Source organism: Ruegeria sp. YKSF57, from assembly GCF_059612585.1.
The window spans coordinates 1-25,586 of sequence record NZ_JBXWQW010000019.1 but is presented as its reverse complement, the minus strand read 5'-3'; the positions used below and the strand labels follow the sequence as shown (position 1 = coordinate 25,586).

Sequence of the window (25,586 nt, the reverse complement as noted above, 5' to 3'; positions counted from 1 at the left end):
GATGCCGTCTCAGATCCGTCGATCAGGGGCGTCGGAGGGAGAAATTCGGCCTGCGATCGACGCAAGCGTGTTCGCAGTATGCGTCGCGCTGATGCCTATCAGACCTAGATGGCGGCGGCTGAGCGGCATCTGATCCAGCGCTTCATCCAGGTCGTCGCGATGATGCGGATCGACACGGCCGTGGAAATGATAGGTTCGAAAGGCTTCTTTCGGCAAACCGCTTTCGCGTTCAAGCTTGTCAATCAACTGGTCACTGGGGGGTGCGGATTCCAAAAGCGCGATGCAACCCAACAGCATGACCGGATGATAATGGTGGATCCAATAGTATTGCGCACCCATCATCGAGGCGACATCGCCAAGCGGCAGAACGTCAAGAACGTCTGCCCGCGCAAACCCCGCCGCTTCGAGATCGTCGAGCGCCCATAAATCATGGTCACGTTCTTCGCCTACATGCTTGGCAAAATAGTCGCGCAAATGGCGGCACAAGGCGTCACGCTCGGCCATTTCCGCCGCACGATCCCGCGCGGCCTCCATCAATGGGACGGTGGCACGCATGATTTGTTGAAGCGTGACAAGAAAACCCGGAATTAGCTCTGGCAGGTCCGGCCGCGCCCAGAATCTGGCGAATGCCTCATTCGCGGCAGAGCAGGTCAGCTTCATCTTTGTGCGAACGATCTGGCTGTTGGAAAGTTTGCCTACGACAGAAGCATTCTCATTCATTGCTCGCCTCAAAATTTCTAAACATTTGGTTAAGTTTCGGCTGGAAAGGGCAGAAATTCAACAATATTCGTTGACACGCCGGCATAATTTGTCGTGCATAGAGTTTGTTAATAATTTTCGGCATTCCGCCGGAAACCTACAGAGGGGGAATGAAGTCATGGCCGAATCTTCGAATTTGGATCGCTTGGTCAACGCAGGAGCCGTTCAGGACGCAAGCCACATTTCAGATGACCACAAGCGCATTTTGAACGAGGAATTCTCGAAAGAAGAAATCGACGCGATTATCAAACTCAAGGACAAGATCACCGGTATGCCGTTTTCGTCCGACGGTGATGAAGATGGCGGCATGGCCGCGCTTTAAGGTTACTTGAGTGCCGTCTATCGCCAAGACCGTACGGCACCTTTTTGGCCACGAAAACTCGGTCAAGGTCTCGCTTGATTTCCCAAGGACCTTGACCGCCGAACAGACACTCGAGAAATGTGACAGGATCAGGTCCGCGCTGCCGATAACAAGGGTGGCCGATCTGACGCCTTTGGATCGCCTTGGGTTACCGGTCTATTGTGCTGTCACCCCTCTCGCCCGCGATTTGACCACGCATATGGGAAAAGGGCGCAGCAAGGCGGCGGCAAAAGCAAGCGCCATCATGGAAGCATGCGAAAGGGTCACTGCGGAAACGATTCCCCAAGGAGCCATTCGGGCCAGCTTTTCCAAGCTGTCGGATTGCAATTCCAACGCGTTGGACCCTCGGCTTCTTACTCTTCCACCTGGCACCCGATTTGAGCCAGATCGTGAAATTACCTGGCTCGCGGCAACCGATCTGAAAACGGCACGCGATGTCCTGGTTCCTGTGGACATGATGGTCTGCCCACCGGTTGACGGCCTTTTGCACCTGCCGGACACGAACGGGCTCGCCTCGGGCAACACCCTCCTCGAAGCGGTCGTGCACGGGCTGTGCGAGTTGGTCGAGCGCGATGCAATCAGTCAACTGCTGTTTTTTGAACTCTATGGCGAAGCAGAAGACACGGCGCCGACGTGCCGGAGAATTGCCGCCGAGGCTGACCTGCCGCAAACCTGTCGGAATCTGATCGGCGAAATCGAGGAAGAAGGGCTGTCGGTTGAGCTTGAGGAAATTACTCAGGACATCCGCATCCCCGTTTTTCGCGCCACCATTATCGATGGGTCGTATCCGACGCCTTCGGGACCGCAAAAAAAGAAGTTTCCCGGCCTTGGCTGTGCGCCGAACGCCGGTGTGGCCCTGTCCCGGGCCTTGACCGAGGCCGTTCAGTCGCGTCTGGCCCGCATTCAAGGCGCGCGAGACAGTTTCAACAGAATGCCGCAAAGCAAACGCCCCTTTCCGTTTCACCCTGAGGCTATGGAATTCAGCACATGGAGCAGCGTTCCCAATTTTGAAAGCCACGATCTGGTTGATGATCTGGCTCACATTCTCGGCGCATTGCAGGTTGCCGGGTTTTCGCAAGCTTTGTTTGCAGACCTGACCCGCAGTGATTTGCAGGCGGCGGTTGTTCGGGTCTGCGTTCCGGGGCTGAGCGTTTTTCTGGTGGACCAAAGCCGCGTCTCGCGACGGGATCTGAGATGGCTGGTATAGATACACCTGACTTCACGACCCCCGCGGCCCCTCCGCTGGTCTTTGTCGGCCCGTCGATCCCCGCTGAGGAAGTCCGGCGCATCCTGCCGAATGCCGAGCTGCGACCGCCTGTGCGTCGCGGTGATCTGCACTTGGCCCGCATGTTACGCTACTCTGTTATGGTCATCCTTGATGGCGTGTTTTCGCAAAACGACGCAGTGTCGCCGCGCGAAGTTGCCGATGTTTTGCGGGACGGAGCAGTTGTCGTTGGTGCAGCAAGCATGGGAGCGCTGCGCGCGGTGGATTGCGCCCCTTTGGGGGCCATCGGCACGGGGCGGATTTTCCGCATGTTCCGACGCGGGTTGATCGACAGTGAGGACGAGGTCGCCGTGTCCTTCAATCCCGAGCGTCCTTATCCATCCCTGACCTTGCCACTGGCCGGCGTGCGGGTCGCCCTGCGCCGGGCCGTTCGCCGGAACCTCATTTCGCTGCAAGAGGCCAACGCACTTTGCCAAGCCGCACAAAACCTGCACTATTCCGAACGCACGTGGCGCGCCATTTTTGCCGCCAGCCAGAACCAAGAACCGTCTACCGGGATGTCCGACTGGCTCAGGGATCAAGATCCGAAGCGCGAGGATGCATGCAGCGCGTTGAAGCTGGTGGCGCGACTGATGAAACGGGACCCCGGTTGGGCTACGCGCCCACGTGCGACACGCGTTCCGTTCAGGGATCTGGACGATCTGCGAACCAGCCTGCCGGGGTCTGCGCTTGGACCAGATGTTGGCGAACATGACGCAGGATTCGTTTTGTGGTTGCTGATGACCGGTCGCGCAAACCGGTGGCTTGGAAAAAACCGGAATGCGCTTGAAGAATTGCACAGTATTGACCCAATCCTGCCAGACAAATGGACCAAGTACCTTGAGCAACTCGATTGGCGTCACGTCAAATGCAAACATATTGATCAAGCAATGGCTTTTTCCGGTTTCCTGATTGACCAGGTGTCCCGTTCCGGCGACATTGACGCAGAGCGTTTCCGTTTCAAGGCGGTCTCAGAATTTCTGAGAGCGGTTGAGGATGGTGCGCTGGGTGACGAGGAACACAGGTTGTTGCAATACCGGATCGCCGCCGAACACAGGGCGGAGGATTGGAATTGTCTGATGGCCCGTGCATCCCCAACGGTTGGCGATTTGGTATCGGACTTGGCAAGGCAATGGGCACAGGCCAAGGCCGCGGTTGAAAGAAAAATCAAGACGAACGGAACCGACGATGAATCAAGCGGCGATTGAACAAAAAGCTGAGCACAGAACTGATGCCGTCAGCAGAACGATGATGTTCACAGACATCGAAGCATCAACGGCTTTGCTGCAGGCGCTTGGCGATGAATACCCTGCCGTTCTCAGGCGCCACCAGGATATCGTTCGGGAATGCTATGCCCCGTTTGGCGGCGATGAGGATGGTACGCAGGGTGACTCGTTTCTGGTCTTGTTCGACACCCCGCGCCAGGCCTTGGGCGCGGCTATTGAAATTCAGCGCAGACTAAAAACGGAACAGTGGCCACGCGGCATCGACCTGCGTGTCAGAATCGGACTGCACGAAGGACCGATACAGCAGCTGGGAAAACAACTTGTCGGCTATGACCTGCATCTGGCCGCGCGCATCGGAGATACCGGACACGGTGGACAGATCGTATTGTCGCGAAACGTCTATCAATTGCTGGAACAAGATGATTTCGCGGCCTGGGACGTAAAAGTTCGACCGCTGGGTGTTCATCGGTTGAAAGCGATCCGATATCCCGAAACACTTTTTGACATTGTCGATCCGCGGATTTGCATCGACTTTCCACCGCTCCGCACTCTGGACGTACGTCGTACCAACATCACTCAACCCTGCGGCCCGATCGTTGGCCGCGATCGGGAAACTTCCGAGATCATGGGCTTGCTGAACGACTCCTCGGATCGTCTTGTTACGGTTACGGGCATGGGGGGCACGGGTAAGACGACTTTGGCGCAACGCGTTGCCGCGCTTTGGCTGCGCGACACCGAAGACGGCGCGTATTTTGTCGATTTCAGCGGTCTCGATACCCCGGGACTGGTGTTGCCCAGTATCGCTCAGGCACTGGGCGTGCGTGACTATCCCGGCCGCCCAATCAGCCTCGATATCGCATCCTTCATCGGCACCAGCCGCATGCTTTTGGTGCTCGACACCTTCGAGCACGTCATTGACGCGGCCGTCGCCGTGTCCGATCTGTTGGACGATTGCCCCAATCTGCGCCTTCTCGTCACCAGCCGGGCTGAGTTGCGAGTGAGAATGGAAAAGATCTATGCCATTGATCCGCTCAGCCTGCCCAAGGCCAGCGATCCCACCCCCGAAACAAGCGGTGCCATGCGGCTGTTTGTAGAGGCGGTGCAAGCGGAAACGTCGGACTTTCAGATTACCGCCGACAACCGGGCGACGGTGGCAAAGATCGTCACCCGTCTTGAAGGAATACCGCTTGCGCTCAATCTGGCAGCCGCACGCATGTCTTTGTTGTCGCCGCAACAGCTTCTGGAGCGGCTGGACAAGAAACTGAAGCTTTTGCGCAGTTCGCAACAGGATTCCGGGCGTCATCGGACGCTTCGCAATGCCATCGAATGGAGTGAAAGCCTGTTGAACGAGGAGGAACGGCAGACCTTTTTGGCCCTATCCGTTTTTTCGGGTGGCTTCCGCATCGACGATGCAGAGGACACTTTGTTGGAAATATCAGATTTTGATGCGGACGTCCTTGAGGCCGTGGCATCGCTGACATCCAAGAACCTGCTCTATCGACGTGTCGCCAACGGCGCCCCTCGATTCGGAATGTTTGATATGGTGCGCGAGTTCGCCACGGAGTTGTTGGAGAAAAACGGTGACTTGGAACAGGCGCAAACTGCGTTCATCGATCAGTTCGCACGGCTTTGCAAAACCTGCGGCGCGTATGTTCTGACCCACGAACAAAAACGCCATGTCACACGGCTGAGTGACGAGGCTGACAATATTCGTGCCGCTTTGCGCATTGCCCTCGGGCGTCAGGACATCGAGACCTGCGCGCGATTCATAGACGCGCTTTACTGGTACTGGATATCTCAGGGTCAGTTTACGGAAAGCCTTGACTGGATCAAAAAAACGGATGAACTCGCCTGCAAGCTGGGTGACAGCGCTGCCGCTGCGAAAATCAATTTGGCCGCTGCCTATACCAAGGCCATGGCGGGCGATTACGAAGGGGCTTACCTTCACGGTCAGAAGGCCGAGCGTATCTTTACTGAATTGAACGACGAAGATGCCACGAAGAAAGCCGCCATGATCCACGCGATCTGCGGGGCTGCGACCGGCAACATCGAAGATCCGAGTGAAACGATCATGGGCTGCATCCAGCACATGCAGGCCAAAGGCGACAATTATTTCACTGCGCTCGGTTTGCTTATCATGGGCGAAGGCGCGCGCATGGAAGGCATGAAAGATGCTGCCGAAGAATGCTATGGTCAGGCGCTGGAGCTTTTGACGTTGGAACGGAACACATTCTGGCCCGGGCTATTGAAACAGAACGTCGCGCATTTCCGGATCGCCGAAGGCAAAACCGACGAGGCGCTGGCACTTTTGGGCGAGGCGTTCGATCTGGGGCGGGATTTCGATTATCCGCCCGTAATCAACCTTTGCGTCGCCGCATATGGAGGCGTTGCAATGAAACATGGAAACGCCGAGAAGGCGGCGCGTCTGCTTGGAGCCGTCGAGGCAAACATGGCCAAGATCGGCGCAAAGTTTGAACCGACGGACAAGGCCGACATTGATGGCTATATTGCGCAAGCTGTCGAAGCGCTGGGGCGCGAGAAATATGACGAGTATGCCAAAGCCGGTGCTGCCACTCCCTGGGTGAACATTCGCGAAGAAGCGCGCTCTTCCGGCAACGACGGTTGATGGACCGCTGACGATTCTCCCGGCAAATTGCTATTGCCGGGAGATGATCACGTAACGGTTCTGTCGAACCTCTGGGTCAATCCTCGATAACCGCGAATTCAAATTTCCGGGGTAAAGAATTGATTTATTATCTGTTTTCATCATTTTACTTTAAGTTCAAAATTTTTATTGTTGAAATAAATACCGGTTGCTAAAGTACCCTGTAACTGGGGTTCGCAATGCATATCTCTGGCTCTCATGTTGTCGTAACCGGTGGAGGAACCGGAGTTGGTGCAGAATGCGCCCGTCAGTTCGCTGATGCCGGAGCGAAAGTGACGATCCTCGGACGCAACGAGGACAGGCTGAAAGCACAGAACCTTTTCTATCAGATCTGCGACGTGACGCGGCCCGGGGATGTCGAGGCGGCGTTCGCAGTGGCTCGGCAGGAACAAGGCAAGGTCACGATCGTCGTAGCCAATGCGGGTGCGGCGCCTAGCAAGCCATTTTCGAAGATGTCCAGTAGCGATTTTCAGCAGGTGCTGGATGTGAACCTGTCTGGAGTTTTCCACTGCTATCAGGCTGCCCTACCGGACATGCAGGAGGCCGGGTATGGGCGCTTGATCGCCATAGCTTCGACCGCTGGCCTGAAAGGATATCCCTATGTCTCGGCGTATTGCGCGGCCAAGCATGGTGTCGTGGGGTTGACCCGTGCTCTGGCTCTGGAACTTGCACCATCGGGGATTACCGCGAACGCTATCTGCCCCGGGTTTGTCGCAACTCCTTTGCTGGAGCGTTCAATAGCCACCATCATGGAAAAAACCGGTGCGGATCGGGTACAGGCCGAAGCCGCCCTGAAACGTTCCAATCCGCAAAACCGTTTCATCAACACTGACGAGGTCGCCGCCGCCGCCTTGTGGCTGTGTTCAGAGGCGGCGCGCGGCGTCAACGGTCACACGATGACCATATCCGGAGGTGAAATATGACCCGCCCCGCCTCAAGAACCATCGAAGCGCCAAGCAAGGAACGCCTGCGACTTTGGTTGCGCTTGCTCAAGATGTCACGTGGGGTCGAGGCACATCTGCGCGCAAAACTGCGCAGTGAGTTCAACTCAACCCTGCCTCGGTTTGATGTGATGGCTGCTCTGTCAAGACACAAGAACGGCCTCAAGATGAGCGAGCTTTCAGGCGTGTTGCGGGTGTCGAACGGCAACGTCACCGGCATCGTGGATCGCCTGGTCGACGAGGGACTGGTCATGCGGGTGGCGGTCGAGGGCGACCGGCGCGCCTCGCTGGTGCGGCTGACACGCAAGGGCGAGGCCGAGTTTGCGACGCAGGCGGCGGCCCACGAAGGATGGATCGACGAGCTGCTTGGGACGCTCGATGCCGAAGAAGCCATGGTATTCAGCACCAAGCTGGAGACGTTGGTGAAATCGTTGGACGAGGGCAAATGACAAACATGCGAAGTGACACCAGACATTTCCTTTGTGATATCTCCGATGGCATCGCGACGGTTGCCCTGAACAGGCCTGACCGGAAGAACCCGCTGACCTTTGACAGCTATGCCGAATTGCGCGACTGGTTTCGCGATCTGGCCTACTCCGATGACGTCAACGCGGTGGTCTTTGCGTCGAACGGCGGTAATTTCAGTTCTGGCGGCGATGTCCATGACATCATTGGGCCGCTGACCCGGATGAACATGAAGGAATTGCTGGCATTCACCCGGATGACCGGGGATCTGGTCAAGGCGATGGTGAATTGCGGCAAGCCGGTAATTGCCGCCGTCGACGGGATTTGTGTCGGTGCCGGTGCCATCATTGCCATGGCAAGCGATCTGCGCATTGGAACACCCGACGCAAAAACTGCTTTTCTGTTTACCCGTGTGGGCCTAGCCGGATGCGACATGGGTGCCTGCGCCATCCTGCCCCGGATCATTGGCCAAGGGCGCGCCGCCGAGTTGCTGTATACCGGCCGTTCCATGAGCGCCGAAGAAGGCGAGCGCTGGGGGTTTTTCAATCGTCTTGTGCCTGCAGGAAATTTGGAGGCAGAGGCACAGGACCTGGCGGCCCGTTTGGCCGCAGGTCCGAATTTTGCGCATATGATGACCAAGACAATGCTCGCGCAGGAGTGGTCGATGTCCGTTGAACAGGCCATCGAAGCCGAGGCGCAAGCACAAGCAATCTGCATGCAAACCGGCGATTTTGAACGCGCCTATACCGCGTTCGTCGCCAAGGAAAAACCGGTGTTCGAGGGGGATTGAGTCATGGTGGATCGATCCTTTCTGAACTGGCCTTTTTTTGACCAGAGGCATCGGAAGCTTGCCGATGCGCTGGAAATGTGGGCCGGTCAGGAACTTGCGAGGATCGACCATTTCGACACTGATGCAGCCTGCCGTAGCCTTGTTGCCACACTTGGTCAGGATGGCTGGTTAAAACACACCGCGTCAGATCAAGGGGGCGATGCGCTTGACGTCAGAACCCTGTGCTTGATCCGGGAAACGCTGGCCCGGCACGATGGTCTGGCGGATTTTGCCTTTGCCATGCAAGGGCTGGGAACAGGTGCAATTTCACTTTTCGGCACTGCCGCACAAAAAGCCGAATGGCTGTCACTGACAACAGCGGGCAAGGCGATATCGGCCTTTGCCCTGACCGAGCCGCAATCGGGGTCAGATGTTGCCAATTCCACGATGACGGCGACTCGTGACGGTAATGACTTTGTTCTGAACGGAGAAAAAACCTGGATTTCAAATGGCGGCATCGCCGATGTCTACACGGTGTTCGCCCGTACCGGAGAGACCCCCGGTGCCAAAGGACTGTCGGCCTTTGTCGTGCCCGCCGGTCTGCCCGGTTTTGAAGTGACCGAGCGGCTGCACACGATTGCACCGCATCCCCTTGCTACTCTGCGCTTTTCGGAATGCCGCATTCCCGCCGCTGCCATGATCGGTGCGCCCGGAGACGGATTCCGGATCGCCATGTCGGTTTTGGATGTGTTTCGCTCCACCGTGGCGGCAGCCGCGCTAGGGTTTTCCCGCCGCGCACTCGACGAAGCCCTGACCCGAGTGCAGGCGCGCAGAATCGGCGGCGCGCCCTTGTCGGATTTACAGATGGTGCAAGGCCACATTGCCGATATGGCCGTGGATGTGGACGCCGCAGCCCTGCTTGTTTACCGCGCCGCGTGGACCAAGGATTCCGGAGCGCCGCGCATCACGCGCGAGGCAGCCATGGCCAAGCTGTTTGCAACCGACCACGCCCAGCAGGTCATCGACCGGGCCGTGCAGCTTTTTGGCGGCGACGGGGTGAAATCGGGGGAAACCGTCGAAAAGCTGTACCGCGAAATCCGGGCGCTGCGCATCTATGAGGGCGCATCGGATGTGCAGCGCGTAGTAATCGCGCGGCAAACCCTTGGCGCGCATCAGGGAGGATGACATGCTGAGACCATCTGCCCATATTGACACCTTCGCGCGGGACAACTTGCCGCCGGCAGATCAATGGCCGGACCTGCTGCTTGACGCGTTCGACTATCCGGATCGACTGAATGCCGCGGTCGAGTTGACGGACCAGATGGTGGAAAAGGGGTTTGGCGACCACACTGCACTGATCGGGAACGGGCGGCGCCGCACGTACAAGGAGTTGACGGACTGGAGCAATCGCATCGCGCATGTTCTGGTCGAGAATCTGGGTGTTGTGCCGGGCAACCGCATCCTGATCCGTTCCGCAAACAACCCGGCAATGGTGGCCTGCTGGCTGGCCGCGACCAAGGCCGGTGCGGTCGTCGTTAACACGATGCCAATGTTGCGCACAGGTGAGTTGACAAAAATCGTGGACAAGGCGGAAATCACGCATGCGTTGTGCGATACGCGCCTCAAGGACGAATTGGTCGCTTGCGCCAAGGCATCGAAGTATCTGAAAGCCGTTGTCGGCTTTGACGGCACTGCCAATCACGACGCCGAACTGGACCGGCTGGCGTTGGAAAAGCCTGTGCACTTTGACGCCGTCAAGACCAGCCAGGACGATGTCGCGCTTTTGGGGTTCACTTCTGGAACCACCGGCTCGCCCAAGGCCACGATGCATTTCCATCGCGATTTACTGATTATCGCGGACGGCTATGCCAAGGAGGTTTTGAAGGTCACGCCAGAAGACGTGTTTGTCGGCTCTCCTCCATTGGCATTTACTTTTGGTCTCGGAGGGCTGGCGATCTTTCCGCTTCGGTTCGGTGCGGCGGCGGCCTTGCTGGAAAACGCCTCGCCCCCGAATCTCATCGAAATCATTCAAACCTATAAGGCAACAGTCTGTTTCACGGCGCCGACGGCCTATCGAACGATGTTGGCGGCGATGGAAGAAGGGGCCGACTTGTCCTGCCTGCGAGCGGCGGTGTCGGCGGGGGAAACCCTGCCCGCCCCAATTTACGACGACTGGATGGCAAAGACCGGCAAGCCGATGCTGGACGGCATCGGCGCGACCGAGATGTTGCATATCTTTGTCACCAATCGGTTTTCCGACCACCGCCCCGCCTGCACGGGCAAACCGGTCACGGGATACGAAGCGAAAGTCATTGACGATGACGGGGCCGAACTTCCACCCGGAACAGTCGGTCGCCTTGCCGTGCGCGGCCCGACCGGTTGCCGTTATCTCGATGACGAGCGACAGAGTGACTATGTGCTGGATGGCTGGAACATTACCGGCGACAGCTTTACCATGGATGCGGAAGGGTATCTGCATTTTGCCGCCCGAAACGACGACATGATTCAAAGCTCGGGCTACAACATTTCAGGTCCCGAGGTCGAGGCCGCGTTGTTATCACATCCCGCGGTATCCGAATGCGCGGTGGTGGCAAAACCGGACGAGGCGCGCGGCAACATCGTTCAGGCGCATGTGGTTCTGAACGAAGGCCATGCCCCCGATGAGGCAACGATCAAGGCGTTGCAGGATCACGTCAAGACGACGATTGCACCGTACAAGTATCCGCGCAGCATCGTATTCACGGGTGCGCTACCCAAGACGGCGACCGGGAAAATTCAGCGATTCCAGTTGCGTGAGGGCGGAAAATGATCTGCGTGCTTGCACCTTGGGAGAAACCGGATAGCCTTCGGCCCAGACGCTGAAGATCACGCAAACGAACAACCCGCGGCATTTGGAAGGGGGCGGCGGGAACTCGGGGGAGCCCGAACAGGAAGCGTCCAACAACACCTTCAAGAGACGTTGTTTTACAGGGAGAAGACAATGAAAACCAAATCTTTGCTTTTGGCGGCGGCAACTGCCGCTCTGACAGTTGGCATGGCCTTTGCCGAACCCGTAAAGGTCGGAATGATCACCACTTTGTCCGGCGGCGGTGCCGGATTGGGTATCGACGTGCGCGACGGTTTCATGCTGGCAGTCAAGCAATCCGGCAATTCCGACATTGAAGTCGTTATCGAGGATGACCAGAGAAAGCCGGATATCGCCGTGCAACTGGCCGACCGGATGATCCAATCCGACAAGGTGGATATCCTGACCGGAATCATCTGGTCGAACCTGGCGATGGCGGTTGTGCCGTCGGCGACCGCGCAGGGCAAGTTCTATTTGTCGCCAAATGCCGGACCTTCGGCCTTGGCGGGAAAAGGCTGTCACCAGAACTATTTCAACGTCGCATGGCAAAACGACAACCTGCATGAAGCAGCCGGTGCTTATGCAAAATCAACAGGTTACAAGAACAGCTTTATCCTTGCGCCCAACTATCCGGCGGGTCAGGATGCGCTGGCGGGCTACAAGCGCAAGTATGGTGGCGATCTGGCCGGCGAGGTTTACACCCAGCTAGGTCAAACCGACTATGCCGCAGAAATCGCCCAAATCCGGGCATCAGGCGCGGATAGCGTGTTCTTCTTTCTGCCGGGGGGTATGGGAATATCCTTCCTCAAGCAATACGCTGACAGTGGCGTCGACCTGCCTGTCGTCGGACCTGCCTTCAGCTTTGATCAGGGCATCCTTCAGGCGGTGGGAGCTGCGGCGCTTGGCGTGAAGAACACCAGCCAGTGGAACAAGGATATCGACAATGCCGCCAACAAAGCCTTTGTCGAAAGCTTCCAGGCTGAATATAGTCGCCTGCCTTCGCTCTATGCGTCGCAGGGGTTCGACACCGCAAACCTGATCCTTTCGGCCATGGCCAAAGCGGACGTGAACGATCAGGACGCGTTCCGTGCGGCGCTGGAAGACGCCGAGTTCGACTCGGTGCGCGGCGATTTCAAGTTCGGGCCGAACCACCACCCGATTCAGGACATCTATGTTCGCGAAGTCGTGCAGGAAGGTGATGTCTTCACCAACAAGATCCTGGGTGTCGCGCTGGAAGATCACGCCGACGTTTATGCGGCCGAATGCGAAATGTAAGATCCCGGCGGCGCAAGGCATTGTGCTTGCGCCGCCCTCTAGGATAGCGAAATGTCCTTCATTCTGCTGATTGAACAAATCCTGAATGGTTTGCAGTTCGGGGTGATGCTCTTTCTGACCGCCGCCGGTCTGACGCTGGTGTTCGGGGTGATGGGGCTTATCAACCTCGCCCATGGCTCGCTGTTCATGATTGGCGCTTTTGCCGCCGCAGCAACGGCTGCCGCAACAGGGAGTTTTGCGCTCGCACTGGCGGCCAGCCTTGCTGCGGCCGCAGCTGCCGGTGCATTGGTGGAGGTGCTGGTGATCCGGCGGCTGTACAATCGCGATCACCTCGATCAGGTTCTGGCGACTTTTGCCCTGATCCTGATTTTCTCTGAAGGAACCCGGTGGGTGTTCGGTTCGTTTCCCCTTTTCCTCAACATCCCGGATACCTTGTCCGGCCCGATCACCCTGCCCGGAGGCATTCAGTATCCGCTTTACCGGCTGACGATCATCGCCGTCGGCCTGATCGTTGCGGCCGGCCTGTTCCTGTTGATCTCGCGCACGCGGCTTGGCGTTCAGATCCGTGCCGGTGAGAGCGACCGCGAGATGATCGCGGCACTTGGCATCGATATCACCCGGCTTTACACCATCGTTTTTGCCCTTGGTGCGGCGCTGGCCGGATTGGCCGGCGCATTGGTCGGAGCAATCCAGTCTGTTCAGGTCGGCATGGGCGAGCCGGTGTTGATCCTTGCCTTTGTCGTGATCGTCATCGGCGGTATCGGGTCGATCAAGGGGGCGCTGGTCGGTTCGATCCTCGTCGGCGTAACCGACACGCTTGGGGGAGTACTGCTGCCGGCAACGTTCAAGCTTTTCATGGACCCGGCCTCGGCCACCTCGGTGGGGTCGGCACTGGCATCGATGTTGATCTACATCCTGATGGCGGTCGTGTTGATCGCGAAACCTACCGGACTGTACGGAGCACGCGCATGAGCCGCGAAAGTATCTTCAACGCAGTTCTGGCACTCGGTCTGTTGCTGTTTCCGCTGTGGGCATATGTGTCGGATGAACCTTTCATGATCACGCTGTCCACGCGGGTGGCCATTCTTGCGTTGGCGGGTGTTGGCCTCAACATCGCGTTGGGGCTGGGGGGCTTGGTCAGCCTTGGGCACGCGGCGTTCTTTGGAATCGGCGGGTATGCAATGGGCATCCTTGCCAGTCATGCCCAAAGCTATTCGCCCCTGATGCAGACACCGTTTTTGATAGAGGGAACCAAGTCGATGCCAGTTATCTGGTTGACGGCGCTGTTTGCCTCGGCGCTGGCCGCGCTGGTTATCGGCGCTCTCAGCCTGCGTACCACAGGTGTCTATTTCATCATGATCACCCTCGCCTTTGGCCAGATGCTGTTCTATTTCGCGATAAGCTGGCCCGCTTATGGCGGCGAAGACGGGTTGTCGATCTATGTCCGCAACGATTTCCCCGGTCTCAATACGTTGGATCCGATCCAGTTCTTTTTGATCGCATATGTGATCCTGGCGGCGGCACTCTTTCTGTCTGCAAGGCTTGCGAAATCGCCGTTTGGTCTGGCATTGAATGCGGCGCGTCAAACGGCGGAAAGAGTCGAAACCATCGGGATAACGCCCTATCGTTTGCGTCTGACCGCTTTTGTGATCTCAGGCATGATTACCGGACTTGCGGGTGCCCTATTTGCCGATCTCAATCGCTTTGTCAGCCCCACCATGTTCAGTTGGCAGACCTCAGGCGAGATCATGATCTTTATCATACTTGGCGGCACGGCCCGGCTGTTCGGCCCGGTGGCAGGCGCTGCTTTGTTCATTGCGCTGGAACACGTTCTTGGCGGATTGTCCGAATTCTGGCACGTCTATCTGGGCCTGCTTTTGCTGGCTGTCGTTCTTTTCGCGCGCGGCGGCATCATCGGCACTTTGACCGGACAGGAGGCGCAGCATGGCTGAACCAGTCCTGTCCGTTCGCAGCATCACCAAAAGATTTGGGGCGCTCAAGGCATCGGACGACGTGAGCCTTGATCTGCGTCCCGGTGAAATCCACGCCCTGATTGGCCCGAACGGCGCCGGTAAATCCACCCTGATCAAACAGATAGCCGGCGGACTGAAACCGGATAGCGGAGAGGTTCATTTTCTCGGGCAGAATGTGACGGCGTTGAGCACGGTTCAGCGCGCGCGAATGGGTTTGGGACGCACATTTCAGATATCCGCGCTGGCGATGCAGGACACGGTTCTGCAAAACGCCCTGCTGGGGGCGCTCGGGGCCAGCGGCAGGCCCTATCGGTTCTTTCGCCCGGCCCTCAGGGACAAGTCCCTTCGTGGCATCGCCGAGCATGCATTGGATCGTGTCGGCCTGTCCGATCATGCGGCCATTCGCACTTCGGACCTGTCGCATGGGCAGCGCCGGCAGTTGGAGGTTGCCGTGGCTCTAACCCTCAATCCGCGCGCCTTCATCATGGATGAACCCATGGCCGGGCTTGGCGCCAGTGGATCGAAACATCTGACCGGATTTCTAAACGAGTTGCGGCATGAAGCGCCCATTTTGCTGGTCGAACATGATATGGACGCCGTTTTTGCCCTGGCCGACCGGATCAGCGTGCTGGTCTATGGCGAAGTGATCGCCACCGGAACGGTCGACGAAATCCGCGCTCATCCCGAGGTGCGCCGCGCGTATCTGGGAGAGGATGCATGAGCCTGCTGAGCCTTACCAATGTCTCGGCTTTTTATGGTGCGTCGCAAGCGCTGTTCAAGGTCAACCTACGGGTGAATGAAGGTGCAGTCATATCACTGATGGGCCGCAACGGGATGGGCAAAACGACCACGGTCAAAACGATCCTGCGGATGCTGCCGGTTGCTGGCGGCGAGTTGATGTTCGACGGCCACGACCTGCGCCGTTTGCCCAGCCACAAGGCCGCAAGACTCGGCCTGGGCCTCGTACCCGAAGGTCGGCGGTGCTTTCCGAACCTGAGCGTCGAAGAAAACCTGACGGCCGCCGCCCGCCCGGGTCATTGGGACATGAAACGAATATCCGCCCTGTTTCCACGATTGCAGGAGCGGCGGTCGCAATCCGCGGCTTCGCTTTCAGGCGGCGAGCAGCAAATGCTTGCAATTGGCCGCGCCCTGATGACCAACCCGCGCCTGCTGATCCTCGACGAAGCGACCGAAGGTCTGGCCCCGATCGTGCGACAGGAAATCTGGGCCGCCATCGCGACTTTGAAGCGGGAAACGGGGCTGGCAATCTTGGTCATCGACAAATCGCTGAAGGAACTAACGGAAGTGGCCGACGAAGCTGTTATCCTGCAACGTGGTGAAACTGTCTGGCATGGCGCGATGGGCGCGCTGACCCCGGATGTCACCGACAAATACCTGGGAGTGTGACCATGGCGTATCAGTGGAAACAAAAGGTTCTGTTCAAACACTGCGACCCGGCGGGGATCGTGTTCTATCCCCGCTACGTCGAAATGATCAACGATTGTGTCGAGGCGTTCTTTTACGACGCGTTGGATTATCCGTTCGAGGGGTTTCACAAACTCGACGCCGGTGTGCCAACTGTCCAGATCGAATCGACGTTTCACGCGCCCAGTTATCACGGCGACATGCTGGATTTTTCATTGCAGCCCGTGTCGGTCGGGCGCAGCAGTTTCGGCTTTGCAATGACCGCAACCTGCAATGGAGAAGCGCGGATGAGCGTAAAAGCAACGTTGGTCCATGTGCAAGGTCACAAGTCGGCCCCATGGCCCCAAGCGGTACGTGACAGGCTTTCCCAGATGATTGGAGGCACAGCATGAGCAATCAGGTGATACATCCCGAGGGCTGGTTGCCCGCCAAGGGCTATGCGAACGGTACGTTGGCCGACGACGGCACACTCTATGTCGGAGGCCAGGTCGGATGGACGGCCGAACAGGTCTTTGAAACCAACGACTTCATCGGCCAGATGGAACAGACTTTGCGAAACATCGCGGACGTGGTGCACGCCGCTGGTGGAGAGGTCAGCGACATTACCCGGCTCACCTGGTATGTGACGGACAAAAGGGAGTACCTTGCCCGGCAACGCGAAGTAGGTGAAGCCTATCGCAAGATAATGGGTCGGCATTTCCCGGCTATGACAATGGTTGTCGTCGCCGGGCTGGTTGAGGATGGTGCGCTGCTCGAAATCGAAGCGACAGCAAAACTAGCGCCAAAAAAACACTAGATATTCAAGAAACGCGCATCCTTATTCAGGAGAGCCTGCGATGGCACAAGAGGATAACAAGGACCGCCTGCTCAAACGCGGGATCGAAGATACGTTGGTCACCGACTTTGCCAATACCCACCGCAAGAGTTATGGCGACTTTCTTCAACTCAAGACGCTGCTGAGTATCCAGAAGACCTTTCAGGACCCCGCGCAACCTGACGAGATGCTGTTCATCATCATCCACCAGGTCAGCGAGCTGTGGCTCAAACTCATGCATCATCAGCTGGTCGAGGTGCGCAGGTTCCTGCAACAGGACGACTTTGGCCCGGCAATGAAGAACCTCGACAGGATCAAGGCCATCCAGCGACAACTGATCTCGGCATGGGATACCCTGCTGACCATGACGCCAGCCGATTACATGACCTTCCGGAACGCGTTGGGGAATTCTTCGGGGTTTCAGAGCTATGGATACCGCCAGATCGAGTTCATTCTTGGCAACAAGGATGTCTCGACACTGAAGGTTCACGAACATGACCCGGACGTCATGGAGATGCTGAACGCAGCACTGACGAAACCCTCGCTATATGACGAAGTTCTTCACATGCTGGCGAGACAGGGGTTCGACGTTCCGCAAGAGCTGTTGGATCGGGACTATTCTCAGCCCTATTCCGGTGATCCTCGCATCGTGAAGATTTGGGTCGAAGTATTCCGAAATACCGAGAAATACTGGGATCTTTATGCCTTGGCCGAAAAGCTGATGGATGTGGAGTCGCTGTTTCAGAGGTGGCGGTTCGATCATGCGACTGCGGTTGAGAGGGTGATCGGAATGCAGCCGGGTACAGGCGGATCAAGTGGCGTGGCATTCCTGAGAAAGGCTCTTGAGCTCAAGTTCTTCCATGACCTCTATGACATGCGGACAGAACTGATGTACCGGCAGGGAGCCTGAATGTGCTGTATCGTGGCTTCTCTCGCGAGGAACTGGCGCTTGAATATTCACCCAGCGCCATGGTCGGCGGGGATATCACACCCTATCTGGCCAGTTATGCAGCCCTGAGTGCCGAGGCCCGTGCTGATCTGACAGTTCGGGATAACCTGAGCTATGGGAAAGAGCCAAGCCATGTCCTAGACTATTTTCCCGGACGAGAAGCCAACTCTCCTTTGCATATATTCATTCACGGAGGCTATTGGCAGGCGCTCAGCCAACACGAATCTTCGATGATGGCCCCTGCCCTGATCGAAACGGGTCACGCCTTTGCCACGCTGAACTATACGCTCGCGCCGGTCGCCCGACTGGGTGATATGATTTTGGAATGCCGTACGGCGTTGATGTGGCTGGCACAGAATTCCGAACCATTGGGGTTTGACCCTGCGCGCGTCACGCTATCGGGCCACAGCGCCGGCGGGCATCTGGCGGCGATGGTTATGGCATCCGCAGCCGCGGACTTGGCCAATGCGGGTATGATGATTCAAAACGTAATCTTGGTTAGTGGCGTTTTCGACCTGGAGCCCATTGCGCTGACCCCCGTCAATGACCCGCTGCAACTGACCGATAAAGAAATTCAGGCGTTGTCACCAATGCAAAACCTGCCCCTTATCGGGCCGCATTACCGGGTGACGGTTGCTGAACGTGACACACCCGAGTTCATCCGTCAAAGCCGCGACTATGCCGAGGCTTTGCGCAAAGCCGGACACTCTGTCAGTTTTGACCTGCAAAAGGGGATGCACCATTTCGATATCATTTTGCATTCGGGAACCTTTTTGGCGCGGTAGTGCACAATCTCTCAACTCCGAAAGACGCGGTATATCGCGGGGATCACGAGGACCGTCAAAAGCGTCGAGGACAGTAAGCCAAAGAGCAACGACAAGGCGAGGCCCTGAAAGATCGGATCGGCCAAGATCACGACTGCGCCAATCATCGCGGCCAGGGCTGTCAGAAGGATAGGTTTAAAGCGTATCGACCCGGCTTCGATAAGAATATCGATCTTCGATTTGCCCTCGGGGTCCGCATGTCGGATGAAATCCACCAACAGGATCGAGTTGCGTACAATGATCCCGGCCAGTGCAATGAAACCGATCATTGACGGGGCAGAGAACGGTGCATTCCACCACCAATGCCCCAGCATGATCCCGACAAAGGTCAGCGGGATCGGTGTCAGGATCACCAGCGGCAACTTGAACGACCCGAACTGCCCGACCACGAGGATGTAAATACCCAGCAAGGCCACGGCAAATGCCGCGCCCATGTCGCGGAAGGTGACATAGGTGACCTCCCATTCGCCGTCCCACAACAGGGTTGGATGTGTGTCATCTTCGGGTTGGCCGTTGAAACGGATTTCCGGCTTTGTCCCTTCGTCCCACTCCATCCCCTCGATCAGATCGGCAACCGCCAACATACCATAAATCGGAGCCTCGAACGCACCGGCCAATTCGGCCTGCACCATTTCTGCCGCGCGTCCGTTGCGCCGAAATATCGGGAACGAGGCCTGTTCGTCGACAATGTCCACCACGTCACCCAATTCGATCACCCCGCGTGATCCCGGCAATGTGTTGGCAGGCACTGGCGTGGACAGGAAACGTTCATCCATGACCCGGTGGGCCTTGTCACGCTCGATCACGATGGGCAAAGGCGGTCGACCTTCGCCACGATGCGAATAGCCCACTGTATTGCTGGAGCCGAGTATGGCAAGCGTGTCAAAGACGTCCTGCTCCTGCACACCGAAATATTCCAGTTGATCGGTCGACAAAACGGCACGCAGGCGGCGCGGTTGGGTTCCGAAACTGTCATCGACATCGACGACAAACGGAACCTCTTCGAAAGCATCTCGCACTTTCTGAGCAACCGCACGGCGCGTCTGGCCGTCAGGGCCATAGATTTCGGCAAGCATCGTCGACAACACCGGCGGCCCCGGAGGCGGTTCGACCGTTTTCAGACTGGTTCCGACGGGTACATCCAGTTGCGCAATCCGTTCACGGATATCCAGCGCGATCTCATGGCTGGTTCGCGTACGGTCGTGTTTCGGCAACAGGTTGATCTGAACATCGCCAAGATGCGCAGACTTGCGCAGATAATAGTGCCGAACCAACCCGTTGAAATTGAACGGCGCGGCATCGGCCGCATGGGTCTGGACCGCGACGACCTCAGGTACTTCGAGAACTGCGCGGGCCACATCCTGCGCCACTGCATCCGTGGCTTCAACCGATGTGCCTTCCGGCAAGTCGATGACAACCGAAAGCTCCGACTTGTTGTCGAATGGCAAAAGCTTGACTGTCACGTCCTTGGTGTAGATCAATCCAAGCGATCCGAAAGACAAGATGGCGGTCGCCAGCAGAAACAAACCCGCACGAGTTTTGGTTTTCAGCAGCGGGCGCGCGACGGATTCGTAAAGACGCCCCAACCGATCGCCGCGTTCCTCACCTGCATGCGCCGGGGCGTGGCCGGCGATCTTGACCATCAACCACGGGGTTATGATCACCGCGACGAAAAAGGAAAAGATCATTGCAGCCGAGGCATTGGCGGGGATCGGGCTCATATACGGGCCCATCAGACCCGAAACGAACAGCATCGGCAGCAAGGCGGCTACAACGGTCAACGTTGCGATGATCGTGGGGTTGCCAACCTCGGCCACCGCACGGATGGCCTTGGAAACTCGCGTTTCCTTATCCGGCATAGCCCAGTGGCGCGCGATGTTTTCGATCACGACAATGGCGTCATCGACCAGGATCCCGATCGAAAAGATGAGCGCGAAAAGAGACACCCGGTTGAGCGTGTAGCCCATGATCCAAGCCGAAAACAGCGTCAACAGAATGGTCACGGGGATCACGATGGCCACAACCATGCTTTCCCGCCAGCCAATCGCGATCAGCACAAGGCCGACGATGGATACCGTTGCAAGACCAAGGTGAAACAATAACTCGTTGGCCTTTTCGTTGGCGGTATCGCCATAGTCGCGCGTGACCTCGACATGCACACTGTTTGGGATCAGATCACCTTCAAGCTGGTGCACCCGGTGCAGGATCGCCTCGCCCACAACCACCGCATTTGCCCCGGCGCGTTTGGCAAGTGCGAGCGTCACGGCAGGCGTGCGGGTTATTTCCCCGTTTGCACCGCGAGAAACGTTGGCCACGATCCGGTCTGTTGTATCGGGAACATAGCTGACGTCGGCGACATCGCGAACATAAACAGGGCGATTGTCGCGTGTGGTCAGCAGAAGGTCCGAGATGTCCTTGGGGGCTTGCAGGGTTTGACCAGCCACAAATCCTATCTGCTGTCCCCGATCCCGCAGATTGCCTGTTGGGAAAGACCGGTTAGCGGCCTGCACTTTTTGGGACAATTGCTGGAGAGTGACCCCATAGAGGGCAAGCCTGTCAGGGTCAGGCGCGATCCGGATCGCATCCGTAGCTTCGCCGACGACATAGGTCAGGCCCACGTCTTCGATCTTGGCAAGTTCCACCTTCAATTCACGAGCAACACGTGTCAGATCACTTGCCGTGACACCCTGCCCGCTTTCCGAGGGCGTCAGTGTCAGCGTCATGATCGCAACATCGTCGATCCCGCGCCCTACAATCAACGGGTCGGAAATACCGTAGGGAATGCGGTCCAGATTGGCGCGTACCTTTTCATGAACACGCAGAATGGCCGCATCTGCTGGGGTTCCGACGAGAAATCTGGCGGAGACAATCGCGAGATCATCATAGGTGGTCGAATATACATGTTCGACGTCATTGATGCCTTTGACAATCGTTTCCAACGGTTCGGTAATCAGCTTGACGGCATCATCAGCCTTGAGGCCCGGGGCCTGTACGTGAATGTCCACAAGCGGAACCGAGATTTGCGGCTCTTCCTCGCGCGGCAAAGCCCCAAGCGCCACAAACCCCATCACGAGTGCTACGATGATCATCAGCGGCGTCAGGGCCGACTGAATGAAGGCCCTTGTCAATCCGCCCGCAACCCCGAGCGGCACCTTGCCGAACTCACTCATGTCCGACCACCACTATGTCGCCTTCTGACAGGCCAGTCAGAACCTCGGCCATGTGCCTGCCATCAATCGATATCTTGCGGCCGATCACAACCGTTCTGTCAATCTCTTCTTCAACGTCCAGCCGGATCCGAACGAAATCCAATCCACGGCGGTTATTGACAGCTTCTTCAGGGATCAGGAGTCCCATTCTCTCGCCTACGGGAAGACGAACGAGAACTCGCGCATTGACGTAGCGGCTTTCGAGGCCCTCCACGTCCACGTCAGCGGTCACCCTTCCGTTTTCGATTTCGGGATAGAGTTTGACGATCGTACCGCCGACACTGTTGCCCCTTTCTTCGATGCGAATTTTGTCACCTTCAGTCAGCGCAGTCGCGTGGCGTTCTGGGACGGACAGTCGCAGATAAAGCCCGCCGCCTCCGATCCTGGCTACCTCTTCCCCAGGCAGAACGACCGACCCTTCGGTCACAGGTACGGCAAGAACTACGCCATTGAGCGGAACAAGCACCGCGCCTTCTTGTGTCTGCTGTTCCAGCACCTGCTTTTCGGCACGCGTCGCCGAGATTTCGTTTTCCATAACGCTGACTCTGGTCCGTAACAGATCAACCTGTTGGCTTGACATAACGCCGCGTTCAAACAGTTCCTCTCCGCGTTTCAACTCGGCATTTGCGTTTGCCAGCTGCGCGGTCAACGCTTCGATGCGCCCGCTGACCGTCTGTATCCGGAAAGCGAGCTTCTCATCTTCAATCAGACCGATCTGTTGTCCGCTGGTGACGCTATCCCCTTCGCTGACTGAAAGCTGTGTGATCGTGCCGCCCAGGCGGGACCGCGCAGATATCTGGTCGCGGGCTTCGATCTGGCCGAATACGGCCTTCCATTCAACAATCGGCAAAGCCTTAACCGGAAAGGAATCATCGGCAAAGGCCGCAGCAGGAATTGCCGTCAGACACAACGAAGCGAGGATTTTGAAGTTCATTACGCACCTCATTTGGTTGCAATTGGCCGGTCGCAACTAAGTGGATTTCAACTAAAACGCCGAACCAGCCTTTACGCCCAGCTTCTTAAACAGCATGGCTGCGGGGCAGAATCCGGTAAACGAGGACTGGATCATGTTTACTCCGATAAATACGGTAAACCACATCCACAAGGGCGATACGAAAACCGTGAGCACGACGCTCAGCAGAACCATCAGTCCGGCGAACAACATTACAGTGCGATCGAGTGTCATGACGTGAATTCCTTTGAAATTGACATTGGCATCATGCCTGTCCATCACTTTCACATAATTGAATGCATCATCACATTCAATAAGGAGAATGTTTATTTTGGCACGTCTCAATAAATTACCAGGATGGCGGAGAAGCAAATTGACATGGTAGACTGAACTGGCAACCCATTTTCTTGTCGCTAAGCGGGGAAGGCCGTGCAGCGTTTTCAAAACAGAGCGGAAGCTGGAAAAGTCCTTGCCGCGGCAATTGCCGCAAAAGGCTATGCAGATCCGGTGATCTTGGCACTGCCCCGGGGCGGAGTACCGGTGGCCATCGAAGTCACGCGAGAATTGCACGCACCGCTGGACCTGCTGATGGTGCGCAAGATCGGCGCACCCAATCAACCCGAACTGGCGGTTGGAGCAGTGGTCAACGGAGATCACCCCGAATTCGAAACGAATATCGAAGTCGCGCGCGCACTAGGACTTTCGCCGGAAGACGTTGAACAAATGGCCAATGCACAGCTTGAGGAGATAAGGCGACGCCGCGCCAAGTATCTCGATGGCAGGCAACAAGTTCCAATCGACGGACGGACAGCTATCATTGTGGACGACGGTATCGCGACCGGCGCAACTGTCAGGGTCGCGATCAAGGCATTGCGACACCGTTCCCCTAAAGCGATCATCCTTGCAGTCCCGGTTGCGCCCGCCGAAGTGATCAGCACCCTGCGTTCGGAGGTGGACGATATTATCTGTCTTGCCACTCCTGTCCCGTTCTGGGCCGTGGGCGCGCACTATTCCGATTTTCAGCAAACAACAGATGAAGAAGTGACACGCCTGCTGATTGAGGCGAGCCTGATCTCGGACCAAGCCAGAAAACGACCGCCCGGACGACCGTAAAAAAACACTACAATCGGGATGCTTCTGGTTCTTGAAGAGGCCGCGGGGCCATGTTACCTGACGCCTGTTCGGAAGCGTGAGTGAGTGGTTGAAACTACCGGTCTTGAAAACCGGCGTACGTGAGAGCGTACCGTGGGTTCGAATCCCACCGCTTCCGCCACAGTTTTTCAAAGTGCCAACCACTCCAAGACTTTGAAGCCCATGTCTCTATGCACTATCGACGCCGCCTGCTATCATTCGGTTACAGCCCGAATGGCGCGACATACGGTATTGAGCGCCTGATCCAACTCAATCCGACTGATGACTAATGGCGGCGACAGCGTCAGCACACACCCCTGACTTATCTTGAAACTGACACCGTTTTCCAGACAGGAATAGTAAATCTGTTCCGCCTTGGCATTGCCGGGTTGTTTGCTGGTCCTGCCCTCAACGATTTCAATCCCGAACATCAGGCCACGCCCCCTGACATCACCGACGATCGGATTACCGGCCAGTTCTTCGTTGAGCCGGTTGATGGCATAGTCTCCCAACTCTTCCGATCGCTCGACCAGCCCCTCGTCCTCGATAATCTCGATGGTGGTCAGGGCGGCGCGGGCGGTAACCGGGTTCTTCTCATGCGTGTAGTGACCAATCGCGAAATCACCACAAACATCCAGATCCTGGCGCGCGATACAGGCCGCGATGGGGAGAATCCCCCCACCCAGGGCTTTCCCCAAAGTGACGATATCCGGAATGATCTCGTCATGTTCGAAAGCAAACATTTTGCCGGTTTTCCCAAGACCGGTTGGGATCTCGTCCATGATCAAGAGCGCGCCGTGGCGGTTGCAAGAATCACGAACAGCCTTCCAAAACCCGACAGGCGGCACATAGGGAACAGCGCGCATGGGTTCAGCGATAACCGCAGCGATATCGCCTTCGCGTTCCAGCACGAATTCCACCATTCGCGCGCAAGCCAACCCGCAAGTGTCCGGACCGCTGTGATTGTAAGGACAGCGATAGCAAGCGAATGGCGCGACGTGTTCGGCGCCCGACAGCAACGGCCCGGCGATATGACTACGAAACGTGGCTTCGCCACCAACCGATGCCGCACCAAAACCCGCTCCGTGAAAAGCATCCCAAAACGAGATGGTCTTGAATCGGCCCGTCGCGGCCCGCGCTATCTTCAGCGCTACCTCGTTTGCGTCCGACCCGCCTGTTGTAAACAGAACCTTTCCCAAATCTCCGGGGCTGATTTCTGCCAGCTTTTCGGCCAGTTGCACGGCCGGCTCATTGGTAAACCGTCGCGGTGCGAACGGCAGTTCGTCCAGTTGAGCCTTAATTGCCTCGACCAAGCGGGGGTGACCGTACCCGATATGGTGAACCGAGTTACCGTGGAAATCCATATAGCGTCGGGCTTCGAGATCTTCAATCCAGATCCCTTCGGCCTTGACAATGGTACTGACGCAGGGGCTGGACAAGCTTTGGTGCAGGAAAACCTCGGCATCTCTACGCAACAGCGATTCAGAGGCCGGGCCATTGGATTTCTCCAACCAGGTCCTTCGCGCGTCGGATCGATTCGATTCGCCTTCGGTGTGAACGATCATGTCGGGTCTCGCCTGGTTGGATGCTGCAGTGTTCCCTGTCCGGGAAATATGGAAATCTAAACCTCCCAGTTTATCATGTTGGCCATGGCAGGGAGTATGTTTTGACGTTTGTGAAGAACTTCATGGCTTCGATGACGCCTTCTTTTACGCCGTTTCCGCTGTCCTTGATGCCGC

General features: G+C 57.2%; 24 protein-coding genes and 1 tRNA gene. 20 read left to right on the top strand and 5 right to left on the bottom strand.

Features of this window, described 5'->3' with window-relative positions:
• Positions 1 to 9: 9 nt before the first annotated feature.
• Entirely contained in the window at positions 10 to 720 is a 711-nt protein-coding gene (locus tag AC2FLX_RS09710; protein ID WP_496811351.1) for an iron-containing redox enzyme family protein, read from the bottom strand.
• Between the two features lie 157 nt (positions 721 to 877).
• Here AC2FLX_RS09710 and AC2FLX_RS09705 point away from each other — a divergent pair, with 157 nt between their 5' ends.
• The 18 genes from AC2FLX_RS09705 (at position 878) to AC2FLX_RS09620 (ending at position 18,516) form a co-directional block, all read left to right on the top strand.
• Positions 878 to 1,081: a hypothetical protein gene (locus AC2FLX_RS09705; RefSeq protein WP_480748112.1), complete on the top strand. Its 204-nt coding sequence runs from the start codon at positions 878 to 880 to the stop codon at positions 1,079 to 1,081.
• A gap of 10 nt (positions 1,082 to 1,091) precedes the next feature.
• Entirely contained in the window at positions 1,092 to 2,327 is a 1,236-nt protein-coding gene (locus AC2FLX_RS09700; protein ID WP_496811352.1) for a YcaO-like family protein, read from the top strand.
• The gene (locus AC2FLX_RS09695; RefSeq protein WP_496811353.1) at positions 2,315 to 3,592 is read left to right on the top strand and encodes a TfuA-like protein; all 1,278 of its coding nucleotides are present in this window, start codon (positions 2,315 to 2,317) and stop codon (positions 3,590 to 3,592) included. Before AC2FLX_RS09700 ends, AC2FLX_RS09695 begins: the two co-directional genes overlap by 13 nt.
• A gap of 40 nt (positions 3,593 to 3,632) precedes the next feature.
• On the top strand, positions 3,633 to 6,236 hold the full coding sequence (locus AC2FLX_RS09690; protein WP_496875418.1) for an adenylate/guanylate cyclase domain-containing protein: 2,604 nt from the start codon (positions 3,633 to 3,635) through the stop codon (positions 6,234 to 6,236).
• A 218-nt stretch (positions 6,237 to 6,454) separates the two neighbouring features.
• Complete coding sequence (locus tag AC2FLX_RS09685; RefSeq protein ID WP_480748108.1) at positions 6,455 to 7,198, top strand: SDR family NAD(P)-dependent oxidoreductase; 744 nt, start codon at positions 6,455 to 6,457, stop codon at positions 7,196 to 7,198.
• On the top strand, positions 7,195 to 7,665 hold the full coding sequence (locus AC2FLX_RS09680; protein WP_480748107.1) for a MarR family winged helix-turn-helix transcriptional regulator: 471 nt from the start codon (positions 7,195 to 7,197) through the stop codon (positions 7,663 to 7,665). Before AC2FLX_RS09685 ends, AC2FLX_RS09680 begins: the two co-directional genes overlap by 4 nt.
• A 5-nt stretch (positions 7,666 to 7,670) precedes the next feature.
• Positions 7,671 to 8,471, top strand: a complete 801-nt coding sequence (locus AC2FLX_RS09675) for an enoyl-CoA hydratase family protein (RefSeq protein WP_496806957.1) — start codon at positions 7,671 to 7,673, stop codon at positions 8,469 to 8,471.
• A gap of 3 nt (positions 8,472 to 8,474) precedes the next feature.
• Entirely contained in the window at positions 8,475 to 9,635 is a 1,161-nt protein-coding gene (locus AC2FLX_RS09670) for an acyl-CoA dehydrogenase family protein (protein ID WP_496811257.1), read from the top strand.
• A 1-nt stretch (position 9,636) separates the two neighbouring features.
• Entirely contained in the window at positions 9,637 to 11,259 is a 1,623-nt protein-coding gene (locus tag AC2FLX_RS09665) for an AMP-binding protein (RefSeq protein ID WP_496811256.1), read from the top strand.
• A gap of 171 nt (positions 11,260 to 11,430) precedes the next feature.
• Complete coding sequence (locus AC2FLX_RS09660; RefSeq protein WP_480748104.1) at positions 11,431 to 12,570, top strand: ABC transporter substrate-binding protein; 1,140 nt, start codon at positions 11,431 to 11,433, stop codon at positions 12,568 to 12,570.
• Positions 12,571 to 12,621: 51 nt separating this feature from the next.
• Positions 12,622 to 13,542 carry a branched-chain amino acid ABC transporter permease gene (locus tag AC2FLX_RS09655; RefSeq protein WP_496748201.1) on the top strand — a complete coding sequence of 307 codons (921 nt, stop codon included), beginning with the start codon at positions 12,622 to 12,624 and terminating at the stop codon, positions 13,540 to 13,542.
• On the top strand, positions 13,539 to 14,522 hold the full coding sequence (locus AC2FLX_RS09650; protein ID WP_496748203.1) for a branched-chain amino acid ABC transporter permease: 984 nt from the start codon (positions 13,539 to 13,541) through the stop codon (positions 14,520 to 14,522). The genes AC2FLX_RS09655 and AC2FLX_RS09650 overlap by 4 nt, the downstream gene beginning before the upstream one ends.
• Positions 14,515 to 15,264, top strand: a complete 750-nt coding sequence (locus tag AC2FLX_RS09645; protein ID WP_496811255.1) for an ABC transporter ATP-binding protein — start codon at positions 14,515 to 14,517, stop codon at positions 15,262 to 15,264. The genes AC2FLX_RS09650 and AC2FLX_RS09645 overlap by 8 nt, the downstream gene beginning before the upstream one ends.
• Positions 15,261 to 15,950 carry an ABC transporter ATP-binding protein gene (locus tag AC2FLX_RS09640; RefSeq protein WP_480748100.1) on the top strand — a complete coding sequence of 230 codons (690 nt, stop codon included), beginning with the start codon at positions 15,261 to 15,263 and terminating at the stop codon, positions 15,948 to 15,950. Before AC2FLX_RS09645 ends, AC2FLX_RS09640 begins: the two co-directional genes overlap by 4 nt.
• Positions 15,951 to 15,952: 2 nt before the next feature.
• On the top strand, positions 15,953 to 16,360 hold the full coding sequence (locus tag AC2FLX_RS09635) for an acyl-CoA thioesterase (protein WP_480748099.1): 408 nt from the start codon (positions 15,953 to 15,955) through the stop codon (positions 16,358 to 16,360).
• The gene (locus AC2FLX_RS09630; protein WP_496748206.1) at positions 16,357 to 16,764 is read left to right on the top strand and encodes a RidA family protein; all 408 of its coding nucleotides are present in this window, start codon (positions 16,357 to 16,359) and stop codon (positions 16,762 to 16,764) included. Before AC2FLX_RS09635 ends, AC2FLX_RS09630 begins: the two co-directional genes overlap by 4 nt.
• A gap of 40 nt (positions 16,765 to 16,804) precedes the next feature.
• Positions 16,805 to 17,692: a tryptophan 2,3-dioxygenase gene (locus tag AC2FLX_RS09625; protein WP_496748208.1), complete on the top strand. Its 888-nt coding sequence runs from the start codon at positions 16,805 to 16,807 to the stop codon at positions 17,690 to 17,692.
• 2 nt (positions 17,693 to 17,694) lie between these two features.
• A complete protein-coding gene (locus tag AC2FLX_RS09620; protein WP_496811254.1) occupies positions 17,695 to 18,516 on the top strand; it encodes an alpha/beta hydrolase in 822 nt (273 codons plus the stop codon).
• An 11-nt stretch (positions 18,517 to 18,527) separates the two neighbouring features.
• Here AC2FLX_RS09620 and AC2FLX_RS09615 read toward each other — a convergent pair whose 3' ends face one another.
• From AC2FLX_RS09615 to AC2FLX_RS09605, 3 genes are read right to left on the bottom strand one after another with little or no spacing between them, the layout of a single operon-like run.
• The gene (locus tag AC2FLX_RS09615) at positions 18,528 to 21,725 is read right to left on the bottom strand and encodes an efflux RND transporter permease subunit (RefSeq protein WP_496811253.1); all 3,198 of its coding nucleotides are present in this window, start codon (positions 21,723 to 21,725) and stop codon (positions 18,528 to 18,530) included.
• Complete coding sequence (locus AC2FLX_RS09610; RefSeq protein WP_496811252.1) at positions 21,718 to 22,698, bottom strand: efflux RND transporter periplasmic adaptor subunit; 981 nt, start codon at positions 22,696 to 22,698, stop codon at positions 21,718 to 21,720. The genes AC2FLX_RS09615 and AC2FLX_RS09610 overlap by 8 nt, the downstream gene beginning before the upstream one ends.
• 51 nt (positions 22,699 to 22,749) lie before the next feature.
• Complete coding sequence (locus AC2FLX_RS09605) at positions 22,750 to 22,950, bottom strand: YgaP family membrane protein (RefSeq protein WP_496811251.1); 201 nt, start codon at positions 22,948 to 22,950, stop codon at positions 22,750 to 22,752.
• A 195-nt stretch (positions 22,951 to 23,145) separates the two neighbouring features.
• Between AC2FLX_RS09605 and AC2FLX_RS09600 the strand changes: the two genes are divergently transcribed.
• Both AC2FLX_RS09600 and AC2FLX_RS09595 read left to right on the top strand, forming a co-directional pair.
• Positions 23,146 to 23,829, top strand: coding sequence for a phosphoribosyltransferase (locus AC2FLX_RS09600; protein WP_496811250.1), 684 nt, complete (start codon positions 23,146 to 23,148; stop codon positions 23,827 to 23,829).
• Between the two features lie 70 nt (positions 23,830 to 23,899).
• A tRNA-Ser gene (locus AC2FLX_RS09595) sits at positions 23,900 to 23,989 on the top strand.
• 73 nt (positions 23,990 to 24,062) lie between these two features.
• Here the strand turns inward: AC2FLX_RS09595 and pbfA are convergent.
• Positions 24,063 to 25,412, bottom strand: a complete 1,350-nt coding sequence (pbfA, locus tag AC2FLX_RS09590) for a (R)-1-hydroxy-2-aminoethylphosphonate ammonia-lyase (RefSeq protein WP_496811249.1) — start codon at positions 25,410 to 25,412, stop codon at positions 24,063 to 24,065.
• Positions 25,413 to 25,586: the final 174 nt, after the last annotated feature.

What these genes read in the sequence shown, in the direction of transcription:
- AC2FLX_RS09630 (WP_496748206.1), top strand. Translation starts at nt 16,357, where the DNA reads ATGAGCAATCAGGTGATACATCCCGAGGGCTGGTTGCCCGCCAAGGGC.
- AC2FLX_RS09605 (WP_496811251.1), bottom strand. Translation starts at nt 22,950, where the DNA reads ATGACACTCGATCGCACTGTAATGTTGTTCGCCGGACTGATGGTTCTG.
- AC2FLX_RS09615 (WP_496811253.1), bottom strand. Translation starts at nt 21,725, where the DNA reads ATGAGTGAGTTCGGCAAGGTGCCGCTCGGGGTTGCGGGCGGATTGACA.
- AC2FLX_RS09645 (WP_496811255.1), top strand. Translation starts at nt 14,515, where the DNA reads ATGGCTGAACCAGTCCTGTCCGTTCGCAGCATCACCAAAAGATTTGGG.
- AC2FLX_RS09610 (WP_496811252.1), bottom strand. Translation starts at nt 22,698, where the DNA reads ATGAACTTCAAAATCCTCGCTTCGTTGTGTCTGACGGCAATTCCTGCT.
- pbfA (WP_496811249.1), bottom strand. Translation starts at nt 25,412, where the DNA reads ATGATCGTTCACACCGAAGGCGAATCGAATCGATCCGACGCGCGAAGG.
- AC2FLX_RS09710 (WP_496811351.1), bottom strand. Translation starts at nt 720, where the DNA reads ATGAATGAGAATGCTTCTGTCGTAGGCAAACTTTCCAACAGCCAGATC.
- AC2FLX_RS09655 (WP_496748201.1), top strand. Translation starts at nt 12,622, where the DNA reads ATGTCCTTCATTCTGCTGATTGAACAAATCCTGAATGGTTTGCAGTTC.
- AC2FLX_RS09660 (WP_480748104.1), top strand. Translation starts at nt 11,431, where the DNA reads ATGAAAACCAAATCTTTGCTTTTGGCGGCGGCAACTGCCGCTCTGACA.
- AC2FLX_RS09650 (WP_496748203.1), top strand. Translation starts at nt 13,539, where the DNA reads ATGAGCCGCGAAAGTATCTTCAACGCAGTTCTGGCACTCGGTCTGTTG.
- AC2FLX_RS09685 (WP_480748108.1), top strand. Translation starts at nt 6,455, where the DNA reads ATGCATATCTCTGGCTCTCATGTTGTCGTAACCGGTGGAGGAACCGGA.
- AC2FLX_RS09665 (WP_496811256.1), top strand. Translation starts at nt 9,637, where the DNA reads ATGCTGAGACCATCTGCCCATATTGACACCTTCGCGCGGGACAACTTG.
- AC2FLX_RS09695 (WP_496811353.1), top strand. Translation starts at nt 2,315, where the DNA reads ATGGCTGGTATAGATACACCTGACTTCACGACCCCCGCGGCCCCTCCG.
- AC2FLX_RS09675 (WP_496806957.1), top strand. Translation starts at nt 7,671, where the DNA reads ATGCGAAGTGACACCAGACATTTCCTTTGTGATATCTCCGATGGCATC.
- AC2FLX_RS09690 (WP_496875418.1), top strand. Translation starts at nt 3,633, where the DNA reads ATGATGTTCACAGACATCGAAGCATCAACGGCTTTGCTGCAGGCGCTT.
- AC2FLX_RS09705 (WP_480748112.1), top strand. Translation starts at nt 878, where the DNA reads ATGGCCGAATCTTCGAATTTGGATCGCTTGGTCAACGCAGGAGCCGTT.
- AC2FLX_RS09670 (WP_496811257.1), top strand. Translation starts at nt 8,475, where the DNA reads ATGGTGGATCGATCCTTTCTGAACTGGCCTTTTTTTGACCAGAGGCAT.
- AC2FLX_RS09635 (WP_480748099.1), top strand. Translation starts at nt 15,953, where the DNA reads ATGGCGTATCAGTGGAAACAAAAGGTTCTGTTCAAACACTGCGACCCG.
- AC2FLX_RS09625 (WP_496748208.1), top strand. Translation starts at nt 16,805, where the DNA reads ATGGCACAAGAGGATAACAAGGACCGCCTGCTCAAACGCGGGATCGAA.
- AC2FLX_RS09680 (WP_480748107.1), top strand. Translation starts at nt 7,195, where the DNA reads ATGACCCGCCCCGCCTCAAGAACCATCGAAGCGCCAAGCAAGGAACGC.
- AC2FLX_RS09640 (WP_480748100.1), top strand. Translation starts at nt 15,261, where the DNA reads ATGAGCCTGCTGAGCCTTACCAATGTCTCGGCTTTTTATGGTGCGTCG.